At 44.5% G+C, this 25,459-nt stretch carries 23 protein-coding genes; 3 read left to right on the top strand and 20 right to left on the bottom strand.

Features of this window, described 5'->3' with window-relative positions; genetic code table 11:
- Positions 1 to 28 precede the first annotated feature (28 nt).
- From lpxD to rpsB, 11 genes are all read right to left on the bottom strand, one after another.
- A complete protein-coding gene (gene lpxD / locus AOC29_RS02825; RefSeq protein ID WP_215296535.1) occupies positions 29 to 1,096 on the bottom strand; it encodes a UDP-3-O-(3-hydroxymyristoyl)glucosamine N-acyltransferase in 1,068 nt (355 codons plus the stop codon).
- A gap of 5 nt (positions 1,097 to 1,101) precedes the next feature.
- The gene (locus AOC29_RS02820) at positions 1,102 to 1,629 is read right to left on the bottom strand and encodes an OmpH family outer membrane protein (RefSeq protein ID WP_215296534.1); all 528 of its coding nucleotides are present in this window, start codon (positions 1,627 to 1,629) and stop codon (positions 1,102 to 1,104) included.
- 18 nt (positions 1,630 to 1,647) lie between these two features.
- Positions 1,648 to 3,996, bottom strand: a complete 2,349-nt coding sequence (gene bamA, locus AOC29_RS02815) for an outer membrane protein assembly factor BamA (protein WP_215296533.1) — start codon at positions 3,994 to 3,996, stop codon at positions 1,648 to 1,650.
- A complete protein-coding gene (locus AOC29_RS02810) occupies positions 3,993 to 5,120 on the bottom strand; it encodes an RIP metalloprotease (protein ID WP_215296532.1) in 1,128 nt (375 codons plus the stop codon). The genes bamA and AOC29_RS02810 overlap by 4 nt, the downstream gene beginning before the upstream one ends.
- Positions 5,121 to 5,142: 22 nt before the next feature.
- Complete coding sequence (gene ispC / locus AOC29_RS02805; protein ID WP_215296531.1) at positions 5,143 to 6,330, bottom strand: 1-deoxy-D-xylulose-5-phosphate reductoisomerase; 1,188 nt, start codon at positions 6,328 to 6,330, stop codon at positions 5,143 to 5,145.
- Positions 6,330 to 7,157, bottom strand: a complete 828-nt coding sequence (locus tag AOC29_RS02800) for a phosphatidate cytidylyltransferase (protein WP_215296530.1) — start codon at positions 7,155 to 7,157, stop codon at positions 6,330 to 6,332. The genes ispC and AOC29_RS02800 overlap by 1 nt, the downstream gene beginning before the upstream one ends.
- Positions 7,158 to 7,175: 18 nt before the next feature.
- Complete coding sequence (gene uppS, locus AOC29_RS02795) at positions 7,176 to 7,949, bottom strand: polyprenyl diphosphate synthase (RefSeq protein ID WP_215296529.1); 774 nt, start codon at positions 7,947 to 7,949, stop codon at positions 7,176 to 7,178.
- Between the two features lie 24 nt (positions 7,950 to 7,973).
- On the bottom strand, positions 7,974 to 8,534 hold the full coding sequence (frr, locus tag AOC29_RS02790) for a ribosome recycling factor (protein ID WP_215296528.1): 561 nt from the start codon (positions 8,532 to 8,534) through the stop codon (positions 7,974 to 7,976).
- Between the two features lie 11 nt (positions 8,535 to 8,545).
- Entirely contained in the window at positions 8,546 to 9,256 is a 711-nt protein-coding gene (pyrH, locus tag AOC29_RS02785; protein ID WP_215296527.1) for a UMP kinase, read from the bottom strand.
- 186 nt (positions 9,257 to 9,442) lie between these two features.
- On the bottom strand, positions 9,443 to 10,327 hold the full coding sequence (tsf, locus tag AOC29_RS02780) for a translation elongation factor Ts (RefSeq protein ID WP_215296526.1): 885 nt from the start codon (positions 10,325 to 10,327) through the stop codon (positions 9,443 to 9,445).
- The gene (rpsB, locus tag AOC29_RS02775; RefSeq protein WP_071467757.1) at positions 10,327 to 11,076 is read right to left on the bottom strand and encodes a 30S ribosomal protein S2; all 750 of its coding nucleotides are present in this window, start codon (positions 11,074 to 11,076) and stop codon (positions 10,327 to 10,329) included. Before rpsB ends, tsf begins: the two co-directional genes overlap by 1 nt.
- Positions 11,077 to 11,344: 268 nt before the next feature.
- Between rpsB and map the strand changes: the two genes are divergently transcribed.
- Both map and AOC29_RS02765 read left to right on the top strand, forming a co-directional pair.
- Positions 11,345 to 12,181 carry a type I methionyl aminopeptidase gene (gene map, locus AOC29_RS02770; protein ID WP_215296525.1) on the top strand — a complete coding sequence of 279 codons (837 nt, stop codon included), beginning with the start codon at positions 11,345 to 11,347 and terminating at the stop codon, positions 12,179 to 12,181.
- Between the two features lie 4 nt (positions 12,182 to 12,185).
- Positions 12,186 to 14,783 carry a [protein-PII] uridylyltransferase gene (locus tag AOC29_RS02765; protein WP_215296524.1) on the top strand — a complete coding sequence of 866 codons (2,598 nt, stop codon included), beginning with the start codon at positions 12,186 to 12,188 and terminating at the stop codon, positions 14,781 to 14,783.
- Here the strand turns inward: AOC29_RS02765 and AOC29_RS02760 are convergent.
- The 5 genes from AOC29_RS02760 to gcl form a co-directional block, all read right to left on the bottom strand.
- Positions 14,772 to 15,281 (bottom strand): NUDIX hydrolase, encoded by a 510-nt coding sequence (locus tag AOC29_RS02760; RefSeq protein ID WP_215296523.1) that lies wholly within the window; start codon positions 15,279 to 15,281, stop codon positions 14,772 to 14,774. The genes AOC29_RS02765 and AOC29_RS02760 overlap by 12 nt on opposite strands.
- A complete protein-coding gene (locus AOC29_RS02755) occupies positions 15,268 to 16,155 on the bottom strand; it encodes a hypothetical protein (protein ID WP_215296522.1) in 888 nt (295 codons plus the stop codon). The genes AOC29_RS02760 and AOC29_RS02755 overlap by 14 nt, the downstream gene beginning before the upstream one ends.
- Positions 16,156 to 16,182: 27 nt before the next feature.
- Positions 16,183 to 17,310 (bottom strand): NAD(P)-dependent oxidoreductase, encoded by a 1,128-nt coding sequence (locus AOC29_RS02750; RefSeq protein ID WP_215296521.1) that lies wholly within the window; start codon positions 17,308 to 17,310, stop codon positions 16,183 to 16,185.
- Positions 17,311 to 17,584: 274 nt separating this feature from the next.
- Positions 17,585 to 18,388, bottom strand: a complete 804-nt coding sequence (hyi, locus tag AOC29_RS02745; protein ID WP_215296520.1) for a hydroxypyruvate isomerase — start codon at positions 18,386 to 18,388, stop codon at positions 17,585 to 17,587.
- Between the two features lie 27 nt (positions 18,389 to 18,415).
- On the bottom strand, positions 18,416 to 20,206 hold the full coding sequence (gcl, locus tag AOC29_RS02740) for a glyoxylate carboligase (RefSeq protein ID WP_215296519.1): 1,791 nt from the start codon (positions 20,204 to 20,206) through the stop codon (positions 18,416 to 18,418).
- A 137-nt stretch (positions 20,207 to 20,343) separates the two neighbouring features.
- Between gcl and AOC29_RS02735 the strand changes: the two genes are divergently transcribed.
- Positions 20,344 to 21,267 (top strand): LysR family transcriptional regulator, encoded by a 924-nt coding sequence (locus AOC29_RS02735; RefSeq protein ID WP_215296518.1) that lies wholly within the window; start codon positions 20,344 to 20,346, stop codon positions 21,265 to 21,267.
- A gap of 59 nt (positions 21,268 to 21,326) precedes the next feature.
- On the opposite strand, the gene AOC29_RS02730 is transcribed toward AOC29_RS02735, so the two are convergent.
- The 4 genes from AOC29_RS02730 to ligA all read right to left on the bottom strand — a co-directional run bounded on the left by AOC29_RS02730 (position 21,327) and on the right by ligA (position 25,458).
- Positions 21,327 to 22,349, bottom strand: a complete 1,023-nt coding sequence (locus tag AOC29_RS02730; protein ID WP_215296517.1) for a 2-dehydropantoate 2-reductase — start codon at positions 22,347 to 22,349, stop codon at positions 21,327 to 21,329.
- A 118-nt stretch (positions 22,350 to 22,467) separates the two neighbouring features.
- Positions 22,468 to 22,653, bottom strand: a complete 186-nt coding sequence (locus AOC29_RS02725; RefSeq protein WP_215296516.1) for a 4-oxalocrotonate tautomerase — start codon at positions 22,651 to 22,653, stop codon at positions 22,468 to 22,470.
- A gap of 12 nt (positions 22,654 to 22,665) precedes the next feature.
- Positions 22,666 to 23,430: a class II aldolase/adducin family protein gene (locus AOC29_RS02720; RefSeq protein WP_215296515.1), complete on the bottom strand. Its 765-nt coding sequence runs from the start codon at positions 23,428 to 23,430 to the stop codon at positions 22,666 to 22,668.
- Positions 23,431 to 23,442: 12 nt separating this feature from the next.
- Positions 23,443 to 25,458, bottom strand: coding sequence for an NAD-dependent DNA ligase LigA (gene ligA, locus AOC29_RS02715; protein ID WP_215296514.1), 2,016 nt, complete (start codon positions 25,456 to 25,458; stop codon positions 23,443 to 23,445).
- Position 25,459: the final 1 nt, after the last annotated feature.

Genomic DNA, 25,459 nt, shown 5'->3' with positions numbered 1-25,459 from the left:
GTGAATGAAATTGATCTACTAAAAAGTCCTAAGACTCAGAATTCTTATTTTTGTCTAATAAACGCAAGCGTTGACGTATTTTATCTAGACCACGCAAGATTGCAGCGTTTTTCTCCCAAGCGCTATGCAGCATCGAGGGGTAAACCCCCGTGAAATGCTGTCCTGGCTCAGTAATTGAACGAATAATCGAGGTATTACCAGAGACTGTTGTCCTGTCAGCGATGTTGAGATGACCAGCAAAATTTGCAGCTCCTCCAATGATGCAGAAATTACCTATTTTTGTACTTCCCGAGATAGCAGCACAACCAGCAACGACGCAACAACTGCCTATAACTACATTGTGAGCAATCTGCACTTGGTTATCAATCTTAGTGCCCGAACCAATTACGGTATCGCTCATCGCGCCGCGATCAATCGTAGTAGAGGCGCCAATTTCAACATCATCACCAATTACCACATTACCCGTTTGCGGAATTTTGACCCACTCCCCACCGGTCGCAGAGAAGTCGGGTGCAAATCCAAAACCATCAGCACCAATCACGGCACCGCTATGAATAATGCAACGCTCCCCAATTTGAGTACCTTGATAAATAGATACAGACGGGTAAATCAGAGTATCGCTATTGATGACACTATTTCTAGCAACCGTTGTATTGCCCAAGATAGAAACGCGTTCTCCCAGTTTTACGCCAGCCTCAATTTGGACAAAAGGTCCAATATGGCATGAGCTTGGAATATGGGCTGTCGGATCTATCGCCGCACTCGGGTGAGTCCCTATCGCATAAGTTGACGAACTTTGTTTTACAAAAAATTGCGCCATTCTGGCAAAAGTAGCATAGGGGCTCTTAGAAACAAAGTACGCACGCTGTAGAGTATTTTCGCCAGGATTTGCTTGTAGAAAATCCAAATCTGCTTTACTAACAATGAGAGCGCCGGCCCTGCTATCAGAAGCCTGTTTGCGATAGAGCGGGTTTGACAGAAACGATATTTGATTTTTTTGGGCGAGCTCTAGTGGAGCGAGGCCAATAAATTCGCTGGAGGCCTCCCCCACCAAGCTTGCTTGAAACTGATCGGCCAGCTCAATGGCGGTAGGCATAAAACTTACTTCTGACTATTTAAAGCCTTGATGACATCATCGGTGATATCAGCTTTTGGACTAACGAAAGCCGCTTCCTGAACGATGACATCTAATTTTCTTTGCTCGGCGATTTGACGCAGAACTGCGTTTGCTTTTTCAGCAATTTTTGCACGCTCTTCAAATGTACGCTGATTGAGATCTTCGGTAAATTCACGTTGTTTACGTTGCAACTCGCGATCCTGATCGGCCAATTCACGTTGGCGACGAACTCGTTCAGCCTCAGCCATTACCGCACCATCCCGGTCCAACTTCTCTGCAGCAGTCTGAATTTTTTGTGCGCTGTCACGCAAATCATTCTGACGCTTAGTGAATTCGTTTTGTAGGCGAGTTTGCATCGCTTTTGCGAGATTAGACTCGTTAAATACTTTTTCTGAGTTCACTACCGCAACACGTGTTCCTGCATCTTGCGCAAATGACAGTTGAATTCCAAAAGCAATTGCTACAGCGGCTAAGCCAAATTGAATATATTTAGAAAATTGATAATGCTTCATAAAACTTTCCTTAAACAGTTAAAAAGCCGTGCCCATTTGAAACTGTAAACGCTGTACATTATCTGTAGGCACTGCTTTATATGGGATTCCGTAGCTAAACTTAAGCGGCCCAAGCGGTGATATCCATGATAAACCCAATCCATACGAGTATTTTAAGACTAGGTTAATATTCTGTCCAAAAGCATTGCCACCATCTACGAAGGTAAATACTCGCAAGGTCTTATCAACGCCAGAGCCTGGGACCGGAACGGTATATTCCACATTACTTACAATCTTGGACTGTCCACCAGTAGGCTGATAAATGCCATAGGTTGAGTTGTAGTACTGTGGTCCTAGAGAACCAGGGGAATAGCCACGGACCGAACCAATGCCACCAACATAATAATTCTTAGTAATTGGAAAGGGATTGCTACCATATGCATCCCCATAACCCACCTCGCCATTGAACGATAGGATATTACCCTTGGAGAAAGAATGATATTTTTGGTACTGACCAAACAATCGATAGAAAGTCATATTTCCTACAGGCGTCCCTGCCTCGGCAGAGAGTTGCTGCAAAGAACCATCAGAAGGTATTAAGGCACTATCACGGCCATCGCGCGACCAGCCCACAGTCAACGGCACATTATACGTGGTCAAAGTTGCGGGGTAACCAGGGGCCGCAATGCCATAACTCTGGGCATAATTTAAATAGGGTATAGGAGTGTTAGCCGTTGTCTTTATCTGAAAGGCCTCAATACCACTTCCAAAAAATACTCGATCAACCTCGGTATATGGGACTCCAAATTTAATATTTGAGCCTACTGATTTAATTTGGTAATCAGGATCACCTACATAGTACAAAGGCCTAGATGAACGATAGTACAAATCGGAGTAGCGACTAATGCCATCCTCTGTAAAGTAGGGGTCATAATTTGACAACGTCAAGCTTTGATTAATCTTACCAACAGAGGCATTCAAGCCAACCGAAGTTCCAGTACCAAAAGCATTATCCTGATTGATACCAGCAGATAAGATCAGTTTTTCAGTAGAAGAAAAACCAGCACCAATCGTAACTGCTCCTGTGGGTTTTTCTGTAACCTTCACATTGACATCCACCTGATCAGGCGATCCAGGCACATCTTGTGTAGTTATGTCAGTCTCAGTGAAGTACCCCAGCCTACCTAAGCGCTTTTTAGATAAATCAATTTTATCGCTATCAAACCAAGAGCTTTCAAATTGACGCATCTCGCGACGAATCACCATATCGCGAGTTTTTGCATTACCTGAAATTTCTACTTTACGAACATAGATACGACGCCCCGGATCTATTACCAAAGTAAGGTCAACTTCAGATAATTCACGGCGAATATCTGGCTGGGGATTAATGGTTGCAAACGCATAACCATAAGAACCCAATACCTCTGCAATAGCCTTAGTGCTCTCCGTTAAGCGAGCGGATGAAAAAGTATCGCCAGGCTTTAGGACAATCAACTGCTTAAACTCATCCTCTTTACCCAACAACTCACCAGCCAAACGCACGTCTTTGACAGTAAATTTCTTACCCTCACGAATGCTGACGGTTAAGTAAATTCCTTTTTTATCGGGCGTAATCGAAACCTGAGTGGAGTCAATCACAAACTCGAGATAACCACGATTTAAATAGTAGGAGCGAATGGTCTCTAAATCAGCGGTAAGCTTTTGCTTGGAGTAGAGATTGTCTTTACTATACCAAGACAACCAGCCACCAGTCTTGAGTTGCATTTCACCTTTTAGAGTATTTTCGCTGAAAGCCTCAGTACCAATAAAATTAATCTCTTGGATTTTGGCAACAGGGCCTTCATCGATATTGAAATAAACAGCGACTTGATTGCGTTCAACCGGAGTAACAGTGGCAACCACTTCGGCTGCAAACATCCCTTTACCCACATATTGACGCTTTAATTCTTGCTCAGCTTTATCAATTAAAGCTTTATCGTAAAAACGCGCTTCAGCAACACCGACAGTCTTTAAGGATTTACGAACAATTTCATTATCAAACTCTTTCATTCCCGTAAATTCAATCCGAGAAATCGTTGGGCGCTCCTCAACAATCACAATCAGAACATCGCCCTGAGCCTGAATTTGTACATCTCTAAAAAATCCAGTACTATATAAGGTCTTAATTGCTTCCGCGCCCTTTTCTTCAGTAAATGTTTCGCCCACCTGAACGGATAAATAACTAAATACTGTGCCAGGTTCTACGCGCTGCAATCCTTCAACCCGAATATCTTTCACAACGAAAGAATCTGCCGCAGAAACATTAAAGCTAAGCCCAATAGCCACAATCAGTAGCAATCTCGCTAAAAAACGACCAAAAAGAGAATGGGGTAGTGTTAGAAAATTCAAGGTGACAAATAGCGTTGTAAATCGTTAAACAAAGCCAGTAGGGATAGCGAAATCAGCAACAGAAAGCCCACTTTTTGGAACTGTTCCTGCATCGAAATCGAAATCCGTTTTCCAGCGACCAACTCCCATGCATCATACAGGAGCTGACCCCCGTCAAGCATGGGAAAAGGGAGTAAATTGAGGAGCCCAATACTGATGCTAATTAATGCCAAAAATGCCAAAAAGGGTTGCCAGCCAATCTGGGCAGACTTACCAGCCATGTCAGCAATACTTAAGGGGCCTCCCAACTGCTTGATGGAGGTTTGACCGGTAAACATTCCCGCCATAAGCCTGAGAGATACCTTGCTGATTAACCAAACTCGGTGGCTTGCAAATCCCCAGGCCTGAAGGGGGTTCAATTTGAGCTCATCCCATTGAGCCAAAGGGGTTACTTGAGGCAGTAAACCCAGACTTTTCATGGGATCACCTTCTGGAGTAATTTTTGGTAAATCATCAGCCTTAAAGGCTTTGATAAAACGACTACCGTTTGAATCCTGCAGCTCCAGCGCGAACCCAGACTCTCCGGTTAGAGCATCCATGAGATTCCAGCGCAAAGCGTTCCAACTTGGAATGGAGTCAAATTCCCCAGAAATGGGCGCAGCACCTGAATCGAGAGTCTGCCATCCAGTTACTCTGTCTCCCGCACTTACACCGAATTTTGCAGCAACTGAATTTTCTGGGGGGCTTTGTAAGACAGCTGGAAGTTGTGGCACACCAGAAATATAGATGACGGAAAATAGTGCAACCGCTAAGAAGAAATTTGCAAATGGTCCTGCCGCCACAATCATAGAGCGCTGCCAAAGAGGCTTTTGATCAAAAGCCTGCATCTCATCCTCCACCGCAATATCTTGAGAACGATCTCGACCATCTAATAATTTGACGTAGCCACCTAAAGGTATTGAAGCAAGCACCCATTCAGTTTTGTTTTTTGCGTGATAAGTGAAGAGTGGTTTTCCGAAACCGACTGCAAAGCGCAGGACTTTTACGCCGCATGCACGAGCTGCTAAAAAATGGCCAAACTCATGAAAGCTCACCAATACACCAAGAGTCAGTAAAAATGCCCCAAGGGTAATCAATGCTTGCAAAGAGAATCCTTAATCACCTTAATTACTTTTGTAAAACTTGGATAAACTCACGCGCCACTTTTCTGGCCTGTGCATCCATACTCAAAATATCCTCCAATGAATCTGCATTAGTCAGAGCAATAGCGTTCAAGGTCTTCTCCACTACTGCGGGGATTTGGAGATAAGGCAAGCCCGCGCCTAAAAACGCAGCGACAGCAACTTCATTGGCAGCATTCAGTACTGTAGGCGCTGTACCACCTGCTTTGGCTGCAGCAAAAGCCAAAGCAAGACACGGGAAGCGAGCAAGCTCTGGCTCTGAAAAATGGAGACTAGCCAGTTGAGTTAAGTTTAAGGGCGCTACTCCAGCCTCAATACGCTCTGGCCAGGCCAAACCATAAGCAATGGGGGTGCGCATATCCGGTTGACCTAACTGTGCCAATACTGAGCCATCACGATAGCGCACCATTGAATGCACTACGCTTTGAGGATGAATCAACACCTTAATTTTTTCAAGCGGCAAACCAAATAACCAGAAGGCCTCAATGACTTCAAGCCCCTTATTCATCATGGTTGCAGAATCCACAGATATCTTTCTACCCATGACCCAATTCGGATGAGCACAGGCCTGATCTGGAGTAATACTCGCTAATTGATCCAATGGCGTATTTCTAAAAGGCCCACCTGATGCAGTAAGCCACAATTCTTCCACGCCATGATTAGAATGTGGGGCTTTAGTAAATTCATTTGGCAAGCATTGAAAAATGGCATTGTGCTCACTATCAATTGGAAGTAATTCCCCGCCTCCATCTTTCATGGCTTGCATAAACAAATTACCAGACATCACCAGCGCTTCTTTATTTGCAAGCAGAACACGTTTGCCAGCTTTGGCTGCCGCAAGGGTTGGCACTAAGCCCGCTGCTCCGACAATGGCAGCCATCACTGTGTCACATCCAGAATCTGTCACCGCCGTTACTAAGGCTTGAGGACCATACAACACTTGAGTCTTAATATTGCTCTCAAGCAATAATTTTTCTAAGCGCACAGCATCGCTGGCTTCTGAGACAACAGCAATAGCAGGCTTAAATTCAATACACTGCTCTGCCAAGCGATCAACTTGCTTACCCGCAGTAAGTGCTGCCACCTGAAAGCGATCAGGATGCGCCCGAATCACATCCAACGTATTCACACCAATAGAGCCAGTAGAGCCCAGAACGGTAATAAGTCTCTTCATTACACCAGCCCCGCAAGTAAAGCTGCAATTGGCATAGTAGGTATCAATGCATCAACACGATCCAATACCCCACCATGCCCTGGCAAAAAATGACTGCTATCTTTCACGCCAGCCAAACGCTTTAATTGGGACTCAAAGAGGTCACCAAAAATACTGAAGGCTGTTAATACTGTCACCATCAGAAACATGGCGACCCAACCAAAGCGTATCGCCCATGCCCCAAATAAAGTAGCTTCGAAGGGTAAGTAAAACACGCACAAAAATGCGTATGTGTAACAGAGAGCCAGACCGCCTATTGCACCCTCAACTGATTTCCCCGGGCTAATTTGGATGGCTAATTTGTGTTTTCCAAACGCCTTACCAACAAAGTAGGCGCCAATATCGGCTACCCACACCAAAGCAATCGTGGTTAACAAAAATACGAGCCCTAACTCTCGCAAGAAAACCAAAGCGAACCAAGTTGCTGGCAGCAAAATGAGTCCGAGTACTCCGTAAAAAGGACGCAACTTTTGCAAAGAGAGATTCATGCCTTTAGCAAGCATCAATGGGGCGATAAAAAACCAAAAGAAGACTGCTAAGAGCAATAGAGCAAATTGCCAATCGACGTTTTTCATCCCTAGCAAAAATAAAATAATCATTAAGCAAAATAGAGCGTAAAGCCAGGCTGCCCGCCCTGCTTCAGGCGCAAGCAAACGACTCCACTCCCAAGCAGCAGCAAGTAGAGTCGCCAAAAAGAATGCGCCAACATACACGGATGGCAGTAAAAATAAGATTGGCAATAGAACTGCCAGTAAAACAAGGGCAGTAATCACGCGGGTTTTTAACATGTGGAGTGGTTTAGATAATTAAACTGCATCACTCATCACTTGCGATGCAAGCTGAGCGCTGGTTCGCCCGAAACGACGTTCGCGCTGACTAAACCAATCAAACGCCTTATGGAGCTCAGCTTCATCAAAGTCTGGCCATAAAACATCTGTGAAATATAACTCTGTATAAGCTAACTGCCATAATAAAAAGTTACTGATGCGTTGTTCACCACCAGTGCGGATAAATAAATCTGGCTCTGGGGCATAAGCCATCGAAAAATGGGGTTGCAATAAATCCTCACTGACGTCTTCCGGCTTCAAATTTGGATTGGCAGCCAAGCAACGACTCATCGCCTGCAAGATATCCCAGCGTCCGCCATAGTTTGCAGCGACAGTAATTGTCAGCGCCTTACATCCAGCAGTCTTTTCTGCTGAGAAATGAACCATTTCCTGAATTGCCTTATCAAAGCGACTGAGATCGCCAATCACACGCAAACAAATATCATTTTCTGCAAGACGAGAAACTTCCGCCTTGAGCGATTTTAGAAAGAGCTTCATTAAGAAACCCACCTCTTCTGGTGGGCGACGCCAGTTCTCAGAACTAAAAGCAAATATCGTCAAATACTCAACGCCGGTACGACGGCACTCTTGAACGATTTTCCGAACCGCAGCTAAGCCTTCAGTATGGCCTGTCACTCGAGGCATCATACGTTTACTCGCCCAACGCCCATTACCATCCATGATGATCGCAACATGGCGAGGAATAGCGCTTACCTCTGGAATGGCTTGAGTAGAACTGAGGTGTTGGGTCATAAAAGAATCAAACTCAATCCGGCCTTAAACCGTCATGATCTCTTTTTCTTTTTCAGTAATGATCTTGTCGATATCTACAACTGCTTTATCGGTCATCTTCTGAATCTCATCAGTGGCACGACGCTCTTCATCTTCAGAAATCTCTTTATCTTTAGTTAAGCGCTTGAGATGTTCATTGGCATCGCGACGTAAATTACGCACTGCAATCTTAGTATCTTCACCCTCGCTCTTGACGACTTTAGTGAGCTCGCGACGACGCTCTTCAGTCAATGCGGGCATTGGCACGCGAATCACAGTACCTTGTGAGGCAGGATTCAAACCCAAATCCGAATCTCGAATCGCCTTCTCCACAGCAGCAACCATGGTCTTTTCAAATGGCTGAACATTAATCGTGCGAGCATCTGCTAGGCCCAAACTCGCCACTTGACTTAGTGGTGTTGGATTACCGTAATACTCCACTTGAATATGTTCCAGTATTCCTGGATTGGCACGCCCAGAACGAATCTTCGCCAAATTCGTTTTCAAAGCCTCAAGAGACTTTTCCATCTTTTGATTGGTATTGGTTTTAATTTCTGCTGCAGACATCAGGCCTCCTATTAAACGTGCACCAAAGTACCTTCAGATTCACCCTGCACTACACGCATTAATGCGCCTGGCTTGAGGATCGAAAATACTTTGATTGGTAATTTGCGGTCACGACACAATGCAAATGCAGTAGCGTCCATAACTTGTAAGTTCTTAATTAATGCCTCATCAAAGGTGATGGTCTTATAAAGAGTCGCAGTAGGATCCTTGACTGGATCGGCGCTATAGATGCCATCCACCTTAGTAGCTTTCAGCATCACTTCCACACCCATTTCAGCGCCACGCAAGGCGGCGGCAGTATCGGTTGTAAAGAACGGGTTACCTGTACCGGCTGCAAAGATCACTACTTTGCCTTCGCTCATCGCGCGAATGGCACGTGGGCGTATGTAAGGCTCAACCACTTGGTCCATTCTCAGGGCGGATTGCACGCGCGCTTCAACCCCTTTTTGACGCAAAGCATCTTGTAATGCGAGAGAGTTCATCATGGTCGCCAACATGCCCATATAGTCAGCAGTTGCACGATCCATACCAGCAGCGCCGCCAGCAACGCCGCGGAAAATATTCCCCCCACCAATGACGATGGCGAGCTCAACACCACTATTGACCACTTGGGCGATTTCAGAAACCATGGAATCAATAGTGATCGGATTGATGCCAAAAGCATCATCCCCCATCAGGGCTTCACCAGATAATTTGAGGAGGACGCGTTTGTAGCCTGGCATGATTTTATTTTCCGTAATTTGCCAAGTACTTTGCATACTTAGCTTATTGATCTTTAAGTACTTTTTTAATATCTCCGCCAAATTATAAAGGGCTTGGGAAAGATCAAACAAAAGGGCACAGAAACCTGAGTTTCTATGCCCTTTTGGGTATTACTGACCTACTGGGGCAAGCCCAGAGCTGGCTAATTACGCAGTAGCTTTAGAGGCGGCAGCTACCTGAGCAGCCACTTCAGCCGCAAAGTCGTCTTGACGCTTCTCAATGCCTTCACCCACAACAAACATCGTAAAACCTTTGACGTTTGTGTTGGCAGCTTTGAGCATTTGCTCAACGGTTTGCTTATCGTTCTTTACAAAAGTCTGATTCAGTAAAGAAACTTCTTTGAGGTACTTCTGAATGGAACCTTCCACCATCTTCTCAACGATTTCAGGTGGTTTACCAGATTCAGCAGCCTTTTGAACCGCGACGCTACGCTCAATCGCAATCGACTCAGCAGGAACGTCAGCCGTAGACAAAGCAACTGGCTTCATGGCAGCAACGTGCATCGCAACATCTTTAGCAGCAGTGTCGTCGCCTTCAAACTCAACCACAACACCAATGCGGGTGCCATGGAGGTAAGAAACCAACTTATTGCTACCAGTAAAACGCTTGAAGCGACGTGGCATGATGTTCTCACCAATTTTGCCAATCAATGCGCTACGCACTGTATCCACCGTAGATCCGTTTAAAGGCAGTGCGAGCAATGCAGCAACATCAGCTGGGTTCTTTTCAGCAACCAACTTGACGCAGTCATTTGCAAATGCCAAGAAGTCATCATTCTTAGAAACGAAGTCAGTTTCGCAATTCACCTCTAACAAAGCACCGTTAGTGCCATTGATAGAAACGGCCACGATACCTTCAGCAGTAACGCGTGAAGCCGCTTTACCAGCTTTGCTACCCAGCTTTACACGCAGTATTTCTTCTGCACGAGCCATATCACCATCAGCCTCTGTCAAAGCTTTTTTGCACTCCATCATCGGAGCATCAGTTTTGGCGCGTAATTCGCCAACCATTGCAGCGGTAATAGCGGCCATTATTCAGCTTTCCCTTCTTCAACAAACTCTTCTTCACCTTCTTTAACGGCTGTCAAGATTTCTTGAACAGAGTTCGCTTTGCCTTCGAGGATTGCGTCAGCAATACCACGTGCATAGAGGGTTACAGCTTTGCTTGAGTCATCGTTACCAGGGATGATGTAATCAACGCCTTCTGGTGAGTGGTTAGTATCCACCACAGCGATCACTGGAATACCGAGCTTGTTCGCTTCAGTAATCGCAATCTTGTGATAACCAACGTCCACTACGAAAATCGCATCAGGAACGCCGTTCAAATCTTTAATACCGCCAAGGGCTTTTTGTAGTTTGTCGAGATCACGGTCATTCGTCAAAGCTTCTTTCTTGGAAAGCTTTTCCCAGTCGCCAGCTTCTTTAGCAACTTCCATGTCCTTCAAGCGCTTGAGGGAACCTTTAACTGTTTTGAAGTTGGTGAGTGTGCCACCCAGCCAACGGCTATCGATATAAGGCATACCAGCACGAGCAGCTTCTTCAGCAATGATCTCACGTGATTGACGCTTAGTACCAACAAACAAAATCGTGCCACGATTAGCAGCAACTTGTTTTGCAAATTTCAGGGCGTCCTGAAACATTGGCAATGTTTTTTCCAAGTTGATGATGTGGATCTTATTACGATGACCGAAAATAAATGGGGCCATCTTTGGGGACCAGAAGCGTGTTTGGTGACCAAAATGGCAACCGGCTTCCAGCATTTGACGCATTGTTACTGACATAACATCTCCTAAGGGTTAGTTCTAAAGTTGAGTCCTAGCTGCGCTAAAAAACGCCACCCTGGAGGGCTCAACTCGCGATTTCAAGTCCAAAATAGACCTGAGACCAAAATTATAGCTTAACTATCAAGGCTCTAGCTAGTCTTAGCCAAGTCTGCCCCAAGACCCAGCGCGATAAAACTGGCTCTAACTACCCTAAAAACTGGGTTACCGCCTATTTTTTAGGCAGTATTGGTAAGCCAAGACTGTCCAAGTCGTTGATAATCAAGGAATGAATAGTGTATTTACCGCAGAAAAAGACATCCTTGGGATGCGTGAGGCTGGTCGCTTAGCGAGTGAAGTTTTGGATCATGTAGCTCCCCATATTAAGGCTGGCGTTACCACTGGCGAACTCGATCGCATTTGCCACGAGTACATGCGGGACGTGCAAAAAACTATTCCTGCGCCACTGAACTACCAACCCCCAGGTTACCCACCATTTCCGGCGTCCATTTGCACCTCGGTCAATGATGTGATTTGCCATGGCATTCCTGGGGACAAAGTTCTCAAAATTGGTGATGTGGTTAACTTAGATATCACCGTCATTACTCCCGATGGTTATTACGGTGACACCAGTCGGATGTTCATGGTTGGTGAAGTTTCTCTGCTGGCCAAGCGTCTGACGCAAATTACTTTTGAATGCATGTGGCTGGGCATTGCTCAAGTGAAACCAGGTGCATCACTCGGTGACATTGGTCACGTGATTCAAACACATGCTGAAAAAGCAGGCTATTCCGTTGTGCGTGAGTACTGCGGGCACGGCATCGGTAAAGTGTTTCATCAAGACCCGCAAATCCTTCACTATGGTCGCCCAGGCACTGGTGAGAAATTAGAAGCTGGCATGACTTTCACCATTGAGCCGATGATCAACGCAGGTCGTCGTGAAATTAGAACCATGCCAGATCAGTGGACTGTCAAAACCAAAGATCGTAGCTTGTCTGCGCAGTGGGAACATACACTTTTGGTGACGCAAACTGGCGTTGAGGTATTAACCTGGTCAGAGGGCAGCAATCCTCCGCCGGACTGCGTTAAAGGTCTTGCATTCAGGCCTTTAACAGCTAGCGCGTAATCACATGACTAAGTCGCAGACAGTCAATAAGATTACTGATGCGGCAGGTCTGCGTGTCGCTCGTGAAGTTGCTTATACAGAGTTTAAAAAAACACAGGCTGCCGGCAAGCTCACTAAACAACTGAGCAAACTGACTGATCAACTACTCGCTCACTTGTGGAATGACTATGACTTGAACAGCGAAGCAACCCTGGTGGCTGTTGGCGGATATGGAAGAGGCGCCCTCTTCCCCTATTCTGATATTGACATTCTGATATTGCTTCCACCCAACACAACTATGGTTGATGCTGTATCAAAAAAAGTAGAGCAATTTGTTGCAAGGTGTTGGGATACTGGCCTTGAAATTGCCTCCTCAGTAAGAACCGTTGCAGAGTGCATTTCAGAGTCAGAGCAGGACATCACGGTTCGCACTTCACTTCTTGAAGCGCGCTTGATCTGCGGGAAAAAACAACTCTTTAAAGAATTTGCCGCCGCTTATGAAGGTGCAATGGATCCAAAGAGCTTCTTTCAAGCTAAACAAGCAGAGCAAATACAACGTCACTACAAATATCAAAATACACCGTACTCGCTTGAGCCTAACTGTAAAGAGAGTCCCGGTGGCTTACGTGATCTGCAGGTCATCTCTTGGGTCAGTAAGGCGGCATTATTGGGCAATACCTTTAAAGACTTAAATGAAGCCGGCTTAGTCACCCAGCGCGAGCTAACGGAACTGAATCGTAATCAACGCTTTCTGGACACCCTGAGGGTCAATTTGCATCTGCTCGCAGGACGTCGCCAAGATGTGATTGCTTTTGACTTACAGGCACCACTGGCGAAATCAATGGGCATTGAAACCGATTCTTCACGCCAAGCCAGTGAAGCGATTATGCGTCGCTACTACTGGGCTGCTAAAGCGGTCACGCAATTAAACGATGTTCTTTTACAAAACATTGAAGCACTCCTCTTTCCGCAAGAATCTAAAACCACTCGCCCTATTCCAGGCGAAGGTAATGAGTATTTCATTGAGCGGCAAGGTGTACTCGATATTACTGACCCACAATTGTTTCAGAATCATCCTGAACAAATTTTGCGAACCTTCCTGGTATTTTCGCAAACAGCTAACGTCAAAAGCCTTTCAGCAACTATTTTTCGAGCACTGTATAACGCCCGCCAAAAAATGGATGCTAAGTGGCGAGCCAACCCTATTAATCGAGCCCTCTTTATCGAGATTCTCAAGCAGCCCGAAGGTGTAAGTCGAGCATTCCATTTAATGAACCGTAGTAGTGTTCTCGGTCGATACCTGCCTGCCTTCAGAAAAATTGTTGGGCAGATGCAGCATGACTTGTTTCATGTCTACACCGTTGATCAGCACATTTTGATGGTGTTGCGTAATGTGCGCCGCTTCATGGTCGTTGAACATACCCATGAGTTTCCATTTTGTAGCAGCTTAATTGCCCATTTTGAAAAGCCCTGGTTACTAGTGATTGCCGCACTTTTCCACGACATTGCCAAAGGACGTGGCGGGGATCATTCGCAACTTGGCAAAGCCGATATGCGCAAGTTTGCCAAAGACCATGGTCTTGATAAAAAAGATACTGAGCTCTTGATCTGGTTAGTTGCAGAACATCTCAATATGAGCCAGGTAGCTCAAAAGCAAGACATCACAGATCCAGATGTAGTACGGGCTTTTGCCAAGAAGATGGGTGATGAACGTCATCTCACCGCTTTGTACCTCTTAACCGTAGCTGATGTCCGTGGCACCAGCCCTAAAGTCTGGAATGCCTGGAAAGGCAAACTGCTTGAAGATCTCTATCGCGCCACTCTCAGAGTCTTAGGTGGAGCCAAGCCAGATGCCTCTTCAGAATTGGCGCAACACCAAGAAGAGTCCAAGGCTAAATTACGCCTGTATGGCATCAATGACGAGGCTTATGAAGAACTATGGAAACAATTAGATGTTGCCTTCTTCCTTCGCCAGGACTCATCTGATATAGCTTGGTTAACGCGTCATCTTTATAACAAGGTGAATAACGACCAGCCTATTGTGCGCGCAAGGTTGTCGCCCATTGGCGAAGGTTTGCAGGTCGCGGTGTATATCAAAGATCAAGAAGATCTATTTGCCAGAATCTGCGCGTACTTTGAAAAGCATGGTTTCTCTATCTGGGATGCGCGCATTCATACCACTCGCCATGGTTACGCTTTAGATACTTTCCAAATTTCTGGTAGCACCCTAGTAGATGAGGGCAGTAGCTACCGCGACATCATTCAACTGGTAGAGTTTGAGCTTACTGCTGCATTAAGCAATGCAGATCCCTTACCCACTCCAAGCATGGGTCGCCTCTCTAGACAATCTCGCACCTTCCCCATTAAGCCCCGGGTTTATATGGCTCCAGATGATCGCGGGCGCTATTACACACTTGCACTCTCTGCAAGCGATCGGACTGGACTGCTCTACACCATCTCTAGAGTGCTAGCTAAACATCAAGTATCGATTCATACCGCGCGTATCAATACTCTTGGTGAACGAGTAGAAGACGTATTACTGCTGGATGCCGCCAACTTGGGCAAAAATCCAAAGCTACAGATTCAATTAGAGACCGAGTTACTTGAGGCTTTAGGCACTTAGGTTGGACAGAACTCGGCGAATGCGAGTACTTTTAATTTGGTCAAAAGAAAACCAGTCATACAAAATATCTTCTGACGATTTATCCTGTCTTAAAACTTTCAGCCTATAAAGTAAGTCAATATGCAAATGAACCCCTTCACCCTTCTGAGGATTTGCAGGAATTTCATGAACATCAACATCAACTGGCTCAAGACCTCCCGATTCCAATGCGCATATGAAGCCAGTTTCTTCGTATACCTCGCGAATAGCCGCCTCAATAGGTGATTCACCATCATCAATATGGCCACCAGGCTGAAACCAAGCTTTAATATATGGATGAAAGATCAGTAATGCTTTGTTTTCATGTACTAACAAACCACTTGCAGTGACATGTCCAATCTGATTTGACCTACTGAATGGATTTTCATAATTCAAGACTGAATGCACGCGACGGCCAAACAGGGCAATTGATTTGCTAATATCAAAATTTGGAATGGCGTTTACATTAAAGCTTTTCATAATTAAGAGCAAAAACTGCTACCCCACTGATTAAAAATGCAAATAAAAGAAATAAAAAATCTCTTGGGGCTAATTTTTCACCAAGAAAGAAATACGCAAACACTGCACCTAAAAAACCAGTTGCATTTAGTATTGGCCAAACAACCAGCAAATTCTTTGCTGTAATTGCAAAGATAAATGTCACCTGTGTTAATACAGTTAAGATTCCTCGAATATAAAATCCAGTCCTAGTTAGAAATTGTATAGGGAAATAATAGAGGCGAGAGATGCGCTGGCGATAAAGCATAAGAGTACCTGAAAATATAAATCTCCAAACTAGCACTGAAAATGCAACAGAAAGTAGACTCCAAAAACCTCTATTGAAATACACAGTAGAACCTACAACATATGCATATACTCCTTGAGCAGTAAGTGCTAATACTAGAACTAATGACGATTTGTAGGTCTTCTTAACAATATTAAGTCCAGCAGAGTAAATAAAAATTATCGATATTATCGGCAGTAGCAAAAAGAAGCTATAGGGAATCAAATACAAGCCCAAAAATACCAATGCTAGCGGAACTGTTATGTCAGCAGTTTTTGTTAAAACTGCTATATCCGTAACTCTTAGTTTTTTAAATGCAAAAGAAAAAGAGTAGGCTACGCACTGAATCAAGGCTGCAAGAAAAATAATTTCCAAAGAAAAAAGGTCACTAAGATAATAATTAGATGCTGGGGTGAAGAAAATAATTGGGGATATGAATAAAACTGGCAAAAGATTATTCCAATAGCCAATTACCAAAGGGCAAACTTCTTCTTGTCGAAATTGCTTTCGATCAACAACATTAAGTCCTGCGCGACTAAATGAGGATATTACAGAGGCCAACACTGTCAAGGACTCATGTACCACTAAATACCCCCTCTACGCATGCTGATGATGCGATATCCATTTATCAGCAATAAATTTTTTATCAGAATCTGGAAGATAAGAAATTGTGTTTTGAGGCGCATCCTGCAGACTTCCAATTGAATAAATAATTTCACCCTGCACCAACTCAATAAAACTATCAACGACTGCACCATGTACAAAATTAACTGAGTTACCTTCGTTATGTATATAAATAGACTTACCACCCATAGAAATTTTGGAGGTATGCTTTCTTGTCGATAAAAGGGAAGAGTCAATCTTATATCGGATACATGCTGATAGCTCGTCATCAGACGAGGTTGCACAAAATATATGGAGTCTGTCTTTAAAATAAATCTCATCAGCAATCGATAGAGACTTATTCCCAGTAGCGCAAAATAAAATATCTGCCGATCTTAGAAACTCAGGTCTAGAAGATGTATGAAAACCAAGCGATAAAGCAGAAGCTAGAAGAATCGGGTTTGAGTCAAAAACATCTACTCTAGAGCCTCTCGATAAAAGAGAAAAAGCGATTGATCTTCCAATCTTCCCAAATCCAATGACTCCAACACGCTTTCCAAGCAGAATCAATCCATGAGAGCGCATGATTGCCTCAGCGGAAAAAACAATAGCTTGTCCAACTAAGGAATCTTCGGGCTCCTTAAGAGGGCTTCGTGCGACTGAAATTACCGGGACAAGAGTCTCGGAAGAATCCTTTTGCCTAAGTAGAGACTCATATCGCTGATGACCGTTCTCTGTATCCTCCACAATCCCAATAATTTGATTATCAAATTTTTTAACCAGATCCAATGCAACATGAGAAAAATATCCTCCCATATCTATAATTGCGAACCGCTCATTTTTTATTAGGCAATCAATTTTTTTAATAAATTCAGATGGGCTTGCTAATATCGAGCTTCGATCAATATCAAATACTGGATAGCACTGCTGTAAGGCATTTAGATTTGCAAATTTTTTAGAGCTTGCTTTGGGTATAACTCCCGCTATTCTAATGACGCTACCCAATGCAGCTAGAAAATTAACGAACTCTACATTTGCATGCATTACAACCAGAACACTATCTATGTTTTTATATCTAGCGGGGTCAATGATGGCGCCAAAAAATCCAGAAAATTTTTGCATAGAAGACTCTCAAACGGATAATCGTAACGAGAGCCTCTAAAAATCACCACCTGATTTTTTAGTAAGAAATTACTGACATCTAAAAAATTGCTTTTAATTGGATGAATATCTTAACTTTAAAAGTGGGGGTATGAGGCTGGAGTGAGGGCTGTGCTACGAATAGGTATATGCCGTACCTCAACTGCAATAAAGCAGATTAGCCCTAAGCAGAATCCATTGCTTAGGATGAAACCACTTGAGGAGTTAAGGATTTAGCTTAAATTCTAGTAAGCTATTATGCAAAAGCAGACTCATGATGAGAATGCTCATACTTCTCCATCCATGCAAGGCCTGCAGCAGTGTTCTTGAGAGGCTTGTATTCACAACCAATCCAGCCCTTATATCCAATCTTATCCAGGAAGCCAAATAAGAAGTCATAGTTAATTTCGCCAGTACCAGGCTCATTACGTCCAGGATTGTCTGCTAACTGAATATGCCCAATTCTAGGGAGATATTTTTGAATCGTATTTGCTAACTCACCTTCCATGCGCTGAGCATGATAGATGTCATATTGCAAATACAAGTTATCAGCACCTACCTCATCCATGATTTCAATCGCTTGCTGAGTTCTTGATAAGTAGAACCCTGGAATATCATAAGTATTGATAGGCTCAATTAAGAGATTGAGTTTTGCTTTGCTTAACTGCTCTGCTGCGTAGCCTAAGTTACCAACAAAAGTATCGCGTAGCACTTTAGGATCAACCCCGGCAGGCGCCTTGCCTGCTAAACAATTTAACTGCTTAACATTTAAAAAAGTGGCATATTCAATCGCTTTATCTACCCCAGCACGAAACTCTGCAACGCGATCAGGGTTGCAAGCAATACCTCGCTCGCCAGCCTCCCAATCGCCTGCAGGCAGGTTATGCAAAACCAATTTCAACGCATAAGTATCCAAACAAGACTTAATTTCATCCTTAGAAAATGCATAAGGAAATAAAAATTCTACAGCCTTAAAACCACCAACTCGAGCAAGCGCAAAGCGATTTAAGAATGCATCTTCTGTAAAGAGCATGGACAAATTGGCGGCAAAACGAGGCATTGAATATTCTCTTTTCTGAATGACAAACTAGGACTGAAGAACTGCTACTGGAGCATCTTCAATAGATTTAGCAACAGGCTCAAACTCATTAACGCTATCGATTTCTGTCCCCATCGCAATGTTAGTGACTCGCTCTAGAATCACTTCAACTACGACTGGTACTCTAAATTCAGCAATCCATGCCTCGGCTTGAGCAATTGCAGGAGCCAATTGGTCTTCACGCTCTACTCTGATGGCCTTACAGCCAAGTCCCTCAACAACCTTCACGTGATCGACGCCATAGCCCTTCACAATACCAGCGCTTTCCGGAATATTGACGTTATCGAAAGCCAATTGCACACAGTAATCCATCTCAAAGCCACGTTGTGCTTGTCGGATTAATCCAAGATAACTGTTGTTAACTAAAATTTGGATGAATGGCAACTTAAACTGTGCGCCGACAGCCAACTCTTCAATCATGAACTGGAAGTCATAGTCTCCTGAGAGGGCCACAATCTTGCGGGTTGGATCAGCAGCACGTACACCTAGAGCTGCTGGTACTGTCCAGCCCAATGGACCAGCTTGACCACAGTTAATCCAATGACGAGGCTTGAATACTTTCAAGAATTGAGCGCCAGCAATTTGCGAGAGACCAATCGTACTGACATAAGTGACATCTTCGCCAAACGTTTGAACCATCTCTTGATACACGCGCTGCGGCTTCATTGGAGATTCATTAAAGTTTGTCTTGCGCTGATAGTCGATGGAATTTTTTCTACCCAAGCATTCAGCTGACCACTTAGTACGATCTTTCAGCTTGCCAGCTTTCTTCATCTCCGTTGCAACTTCTATAAACAGGGCTAACGCAGCTTTTGCATCGGACACAATACCAAAATCAGGAGTAAAGATACGACCGATCTGAGTAGGCTCAATATCGACGTGGATAAACTTACGGCCCTTGCAATACACCTCGGTTGAACCAGTGTGGCGATTTGCCCAACGGTTACCGATGCCTAAAACAAAATCACTTGCCAACATCGTGGCATTGCCATAACGATGTGATGTTTGTAAACCAACCATACCAGCCATCAATGGATGACTATCAGGGATCGAGCCCCAACCCATGAGCGTAGGAATGACAGGAATGCCAGTGATCTCTGCAAACTGTACTAAAAGGTCTGAAGCGTCAGAATTAATCACGCCACCACCAGACACAATTAAGGGACGCTCAGATTCATTAAGCATTTCAAGCGCTCTCTCAATCTGCTTGCGAGTTGCCTGTGGTTTGTAGGCAGGCAATGGCTCATAAGTATCGATATCAAACTCGATCTCAGCCATCTGCACATCAATTGGCAAATCAATCAACACTGGTCCAGGACGGCCAGAGCGCATTAAGTGAAATGCCTGTTGGAATACTCTTGGAACCAATGCTGGCTCAAGTACGGTAACTGCCATCTTTGTTAAAGGCTTAGCGATTGAAGCAATATCCACCGCCTGGAAATCTTCTTTATGCAATTTAGCGCGTGGTGCTTGACCTGTAATACATAAAATTGGAATGCTATCTGCTTGCGCTGAATACAAGCCGGTGATCATATCTGTGCCGCCGGGGCCCGATGTACCAATACAGACACCGATATTTCCTGGAGCGGCTCTTGTGTAGCCCTCTGCCATATGAGAAGCACCCTCTACGTGTCTCGCTAATACATGGGCAATCGACTGACGTTCGCGCATTTGGGCGTATAGGGGATTAATTGCAGCACCTGGTACTCCAAAGGCTTGGGTAACGCCCTCTTTTTCCATCACCAACACTGCTGCCATTGCTGCTTTCATTTTTGCCATGATTCATCTCCTCATATGGGTATGGACGAATCATCCCCAAATTCAGATAAATAGAGAACCTCAGCAAATCTATATCTAGTATTCCACTGTGGAATAGTGTAAAAATCACCTATCTATTGCCACCAGAGAACCCTGTCATGGATCGCGTACAAGGAATATCCCTCTTTATTCGAGTCGTAGAAACGGGCTCATTTAGTAAGGCTGCTGAAGATTTAGGCATTACCCAACCCACAGCCACCAAATTTGTTGCATCCATGGAGAAGCGCTTAGGGGCATTACTGCTGCACCGCAGCACTCGTGGAGTCACCCCCACTGAGATTGGGAAAATTTATTACGAAAAATGCAAGTTGATAGCCCGTGAAATTGAAGAGGCTGATGACCTGGCTTCCTTGATGCAATCCAAAGTTCGCGGCAGGCTAACGATTAATTCATCGGTTGCTTTTGGGCGGCGGGTTCTCACACCCTCCATTCTCGAATTTATGGCACTTCATCCAGAGCTTGAAGTCAATCTCAGTATGGATGATCGATATATCAATCTTGTCGAACAAGGTGTCGATTTAGCTATTCGAATGCGACGTTTACCAGACTCTTCTTTAGGATCGAGATTTCTTGGCACCAACCCTTGGGTATTGGTTGCTACCCCTCAGTATCTCGAAAAACACTCGATCCCCAAAGCCCCAGAGGAAATCCGTAAACACCTTGCCTTAATCTACTCCACGGTGCAAGGCGACCATCGCTGGAGTTTCACAGACCAATCAGGTCATTCAGAATCTATCGAGGTGAAAGGGCCATTCACCTCTAACAATCTCTCTTCCGTCTTATCAGCAGCTAGAGCAGGCATGGGTTTGGCTGCACTCCCCTGTTATGTAGCGCATCAATCGATGAAGGATGGAGTTCTGAGACCCATCTTGGAGGATTGGACACTACCAAGTCAAGAAATTCATGCGGTCTTCTCCTCACCAAAACATGTCCCCACCAAAGTAGTCCAATGTATTGATTGGCTGCAGGGACAATTCAAAGGGGAATGGTGGAAGGGCTTGCCAGCAGGGAAGTCTGAATAAAAAAAATCCCATCATCAGGATGGGATCAAACTACAACATACTGCAGGACTTTGGTAAGGCTAATGTTCAAGTACAAGCTCTGGCAGAGCCAACCTGCCTTGTGAGGCTTGAACCTTAGTGTTTAAAAGTTTAGTTAAAGCAAATACAGTGCTTAAACAAGGTGTCAGAGTATTGGTAATGCGCCCAAGCTCAATCACAGAACCAAGGAGTGCATCGATCTCTAAGTTATTGCCAGCTTCGAGATCCTGAAGCATTGAGGTTTTGTGTTTGCCAACTTTTTCTGCTCCAGAAATACGTCTTTCAACATCCACCCGGAATATAACTCCTAACTTCTCAGCAATGGTTTGTGCCTCGAGCATCATATTGCGCGCCAAATCCTTAGTCAGAGGATTTCTACAGATGCCCTCAAGATGCTCATGAGTGAGCGCACTGATAGGATTGAAAGTCATATTACCCCAGAGCTTTAACCAAATCTCTGAGCGAATATCTTCTAAGATAGGCGACTTAAATCCAGCGTCTGACATCATCTGAGAAATTTTTTGGATGCGCTCGGATTGAGATCCATCAAGCTCACCAAGCGGAAAACGATTGCCCTCTACATGACGGATTACGCCAGGAGACTCTGCATAGGTGGCTGGATAGACAACACAACCAATCACATTTCGTGGATTAATCTTTTTCATAATCTGCCCACCAGCATCGACCGTCTCTACCGGGAAGTTTTCAAATGGGCCTGGTAGATTTTGGAAGTACCACCATGGAATGCCGTTTTGCATTGGGATCAATGTGGTCTCAGGGCCAACAATGCTTGCCAAATCATCAATGATTGGCTCAATTTGATGCGCCTTTACAGCCAACATGATGACATCAGGTATGCCGACATCACTAATTTTTTCCACTGCCCTAACCTGAGCAACAATAGGACGAGGCTCGCTTTCCATATAGAGTGTTAGACCATTTTTTTGGATTGTTGCCAGGGTAGCGCCCCGCGCAACTACGGTTACTTGATTACCAGCCCTGGCTAATTTAGCAGCCAAGTAACCACCAATTGCTCCACCACCTCCAATGACGCAGATTTTCATACAGCCTCCTCAGAATCTAAAAATATGATTTGAAATATCTTGCGCAAACTATGTTCGCTTGTGAATACAAGAGATGCTATATGAGATATTCCCGGAAGGAATATCGACTATTTAATAGCTAGGAATCACTCCACAGTTTTCCTGCTGTTGCCCAATCAGATTTTTTTACATCCTGATAAATCACATCGACTGATGCTGCAGTGCAACCCATAATTTTTACAGCAGCCTCTGTGATGGCTTTTGCATATTCCCGCTTTACATCATCACTACGACCTTCGAATAATTGCACTTGAATTAATGGCATTGTTTTCTCCTTTTAGCTATCCATCAAAGCTCTTTGATATGCAGGCCATTCTAGCCGACCCTCATCATCCCCATCGCTACATAGCTGTCTATAAGTTAATTCGCAGATTTCAGCAGGTGGACAAATAAAATCCTGATCAGACCTAGATAGCGCCTGAATTTTGCAGGCCTTATCCAGAACATCCATTAAATAAAATGCTTGCTGTATGGAAGCTCCACAAACAATGCTGCCGTGGTTATGCAAAAGGATTGCTTTCTTATCAGCCAAATTTTTTACTAGAGTAGTCTGCTCCCTGGCAGACAATGCCAATCCCTGATAGTCATGGTACGCCACATCACGATAAAAACGTAAAGCGTGCTGCGAAATTGGTAAGAGTCCTTTTGCTTGAGCCGATATGGCAATTACTGAATCTACGTGAAGATGTAATACACACTTTGCATCAGGGCGCGCAGCATGTACTGCACCATGAATCGCAAACCCTGTCTGATTAACAGGGCCTTCTCCTATCAATACCTGGCACTGCAGGTTTACCTTTACTAAATTTTGAGGGGTCACTTCATTAAAGCGCAATCCAAATCGATTAAGTAAATAAGCACCATCTTCATCAGGCACTGAAGCTGAAATATGGGTATAGATTCCATCATCCCAATTTTTTAAATAGGCCAATTGATAAGCTGTCGCTAAATCAATGCGAACTTGTTTTTCTTGGTCAGAGATTGGCTCTAAGCTAGCCCAATCCCCGGAGTTGATATGAAATTTAGAATGCAGAGAATTCATTTGAGAATAGAACTACTTTAATAACTGCAACATTGCTGACTCATCAATCACTGGTACACCCAACTCTTCTGCCTTAGTAAGCTTGCTGCCTGCATCCTCTCCAGCAACGACATAGTCAGTTTTTTTAGAAACTGAGCCAGCGACTTTAGCACCCGCTTTTTCCAGGAGTTCCTTAGCTTCATCGCGGGTCATTGTTGGGAAGGTGCCAGTAAGGACAAATGTTTTACCCGCTACAGCTGCGCTGATGATTTTTTCCTCGACAGAAAGCTGCATTCCTGAAGCCAGGAGTTGCTCAATGACCTCTCGGTTATGTGCTTCTTGCATAAAGCTGGTGATTGAGTCTGCAACCACAGGACCCACATCTTTAACAGTCAACAAATCCTCGATACTGGCATCCATGAGTGCATGCATCGATTGATAATGATTGGCCAAGTCCTTTGCGGTGGTCTCGCCAACATGACGAATACCGAGGGCGAAGATAAATCTAGCTAAGGTGGTATTTCTAGATTGATTAATCGCCTGAATGAGGTTATCCGCTGACTTATCACCCATCCGCTCTAGATTCGCTAAAGCGGTGAAACCGAGGCGATAAAGATCAGCCGGCGTTCTCACGAGATTTTGATCCACTAATTGATCAACAATCTTTTCACCCAAACCTTCAATATCGAGAGCCCTTCTGTGGGCAAAGTGAATTAAAGCTTGCTTACGCTGCGCACCACAAAATAAGCCGCCACTACAGCGTGCCACTGCTTCATCGGCTAAACGCTCAATATGGGAATCACATACTGGGCAATTGACTGGCATCACAAATTCTTTCGTATCTGCAGGGCGGCGATCTTTGATCACCGAAACTACTTCGGGAATCACATCACCTGCTCTTCGTACCGAAACGGTATCCCCAATACGCACATCCTTGCGCTTGACTTCATCTTCGTTATGCAAGGTAGCATTGGTAACAGTAACACCCCCCACCTCGACTGGAGCCAGTCGTGCAACGGGAGTAATCGCACCAGTACGACCTACTTGCACATCGATTCCCAATACAGTAGTCAGCGCCTCTTGCGCTGGATACTTATGGGCTAATGCAAATCGTGGAGCTCTAGATACAAAGCCAAGTTTTGTCTGCTCTGCAAATGAATTGACTTTATAGACAACACCGTCGATGTCATAGGGCAATGCATCACGTTTGGCACCAATCTCATTGTAGAAAGCCAAGATCTCCGCAACTGAATGAAGAATCCTGCGCTCTGAGCACACTGGCAACCCAAGTTTTATATAAGCGTTGAGTAATTCTTCATGAGTTTTTGGTAGCCAAGACTGCGGCTCTAAAGCACCCAGCCCATAGGCAAAGAAAGAAAGCGGTCTTTTTGCAGTGATCTTTGAATCTAATTGACGTAAGCTTCCCGCAGCAGCATTGCGAGGGTTGGCAAATTCTTTTTCGCCACTAGCAGCTGCCTGTTGATTCATTTTTTGAAAGTCTTGAAGGTACATAAAGACTTCACCACGAACCTCTAAAACTCGTGGAATACTTTTACCCGTTAATTTCAGAGGGATGGCACGAATTGTTTTGATGTTCGCAGTAACGTCTTCACCACTGGCTCCATCACCACGAGTAGCGGCTCTGACTAGAGAGCCATTTTCATAACGCAGAGAAATGGCTAGACCATCAAACTTTAACTCGCCCGCATAAGTAACATGATCCGCGTGCAAGCCTTCACGACAACGACGATCAAAAGCGCTTAGCTCAGCTTCTTCAAATGCATTATTGAGCGAGAGCATAGGTACTTCATGAGTCACTGAGTCAAACTCTTTTAAGGCAGTGCCACCGACCCGTTGAGATAAGGACTCTGGTGTAATCCACTCTGGATGAGCCGCTTCAATGTCCAATAACTCTCGATAGAGGCGGTCATATTCAATATCAGGTAATAGTGGATTATCTAGAACATAGTAAGCATGCTCTAGGCGGGCAAGCTCAGCCTGTAAGAATGCGTAACGCTCCGCTGTATTTATCGGACTATTCGACGACAAG

Origin of the sequence: Polynucleobacter sp. JS-JIR-5-A7, assembly GCF_018687935.1 — a bacterium.
GTDB lineage: Bacteria > Pseudomonadota > Gammaproteobacteria > Burkholderiales > Burkholderiaceae > Polynucleobacter.
The sequence above is the reverse complement of the archived record's forward strand: the minus strand, read 5'-3'. Positions and strand labels throughout refer to the sequence as shown.

Excerpts from the sequence above, each read along its gene's own strand:
- lpxD (WP_215296535.1), bottom strand. The coding sequence starts at position 1,096 with ATGCCTACCGCCATTGAGCTGGCCGATCAGTTTCAAGCAAGCTTGGTG.
- AOC29_RS02820 (WP_215296534.1), bottom strand. The coding sequence starts at position 1,629 with ATGAAGCATTATCAATTTTCTAAATATATTCAATTTGGCTTAGCCGCT.
- ispC (WP_215296531.1), bottom strand. The coding sequence starts at position 6,330 with ATGAAGAGACTTATTACCGTTCTGGGCTCTACTGGCTCTATTGGTGTG.
- AOC29_RS02800 (WP_215296530.1), bottom strand. The coding sequence starts at position 7,157 with ATGTTAAAAACCCGCGTGATTACTGCCCTTGTTTTACTGGCAGTTCTA.
- uppS (WP_215296529.1), bottom strand. The coding sequence starts at position 7,949 with ATGACCCAACACCTCAGTTCTACTCAAGCCATTCCAGAGGTAAGCGCT.
- frr (WP_215296528.1), bottom strand. The coding sequence starts at position 8,534 with ATGTCTGCAGCAGAAATTAAAACCAATACCAATCAAAAGATGGAAAAG.
- pyrH (WP_215296527.1), bottom strand. The coding sequence starts at position 9,256 with ATGCCAGGCTACAAACGCGTCCTCCTCAAATTATCTGGTGAAGCCCTG.
- tsf (WP_215296526.1), bottom strand. The coding sequence starts at position 10,327 with ATGGCCGCTATTACCGCTGCAATGGTTGGCGAATTACGCGCCAAAACT.
- rpsB (WP_071467757.1), bottom strand. The coding sequence starts at position 11,076 with ATGTCAGTAACAATGCGTCAAATGCTGGAAGCCGGTTGCCATTTTGGT.
- map (WP_215296525.1), top strand. The coding sequence starts at position 11,345 with ATGAATAGTGTATTTACCGCAGAAAAAGACATCCTTGGGATGCGTGAG.
- AOC29_RS02765 (WP_215296524.1), top strand. The coding sequence starts at position 12,186 with ATGACTAAGTCGCAGACAGTCAATAAGATTACTGATGCGGCAGGTCTG.
- AOC29_RS02760 (WP_215296523.1), bottom strand. The coding sequence starts at position 15,281 with ATGAAAAGCTTTAATGTAAACGCCATTCCAAATTTTGATATTAGCAAA.
- AOC29_RS02750 (WP_215296521.1), bottom strand. The coding sequence starts at position 17,310 with ATGCAAAAATTTTCTGGATTTTTTGGCGCCATCATTGACCCCGCTAGA.
- hyi (WP_215296520.1), bottom strand. The coding sequence starts at position 18,388 with ATGCCTCGTTTTGCCGCCAATTTGTCCATGCTCTTTACAGAAGATGCA.
- gcl (WP_215296519.1), bottom strand. The coding sequence starts at position 20,206 with ATGGCAAAAATGAAAGCAGCAATGGCAGCAGTGTTGGTGATGGAAAAA.
- AOC29_RS02735 (WP_215296518.1), top strand. The coding sequence starts at position 20,344 with ATGGATCGCGTACAAGGAATATCCCTCTTTATTCGAGTCGTAGAAACG.
- AOC29_RS02730 (WP_215296517.1), bottom strand. The coding sequence starts at position 22,349 with ATGAAAATCTGCGTCATTGGAGGTGGTGGAGCAATTGGTGGTTACTTG.
- AOC29_RS02725 (WP_215296516.1), bottom strand. The coding sequence starts at position 22,653 with ATGCCATTAATTCAAGTGCAATTATTCGAAGGTCGTAGTGATGATGTA.
- AOC29_RS02720 (WP_215296515.1), bottom strand. The coding sequence starts at position 23,430 with ATGAATTCTCTGCATTCTAAATTTCATATCAACTCCGGGGATTGGGCT.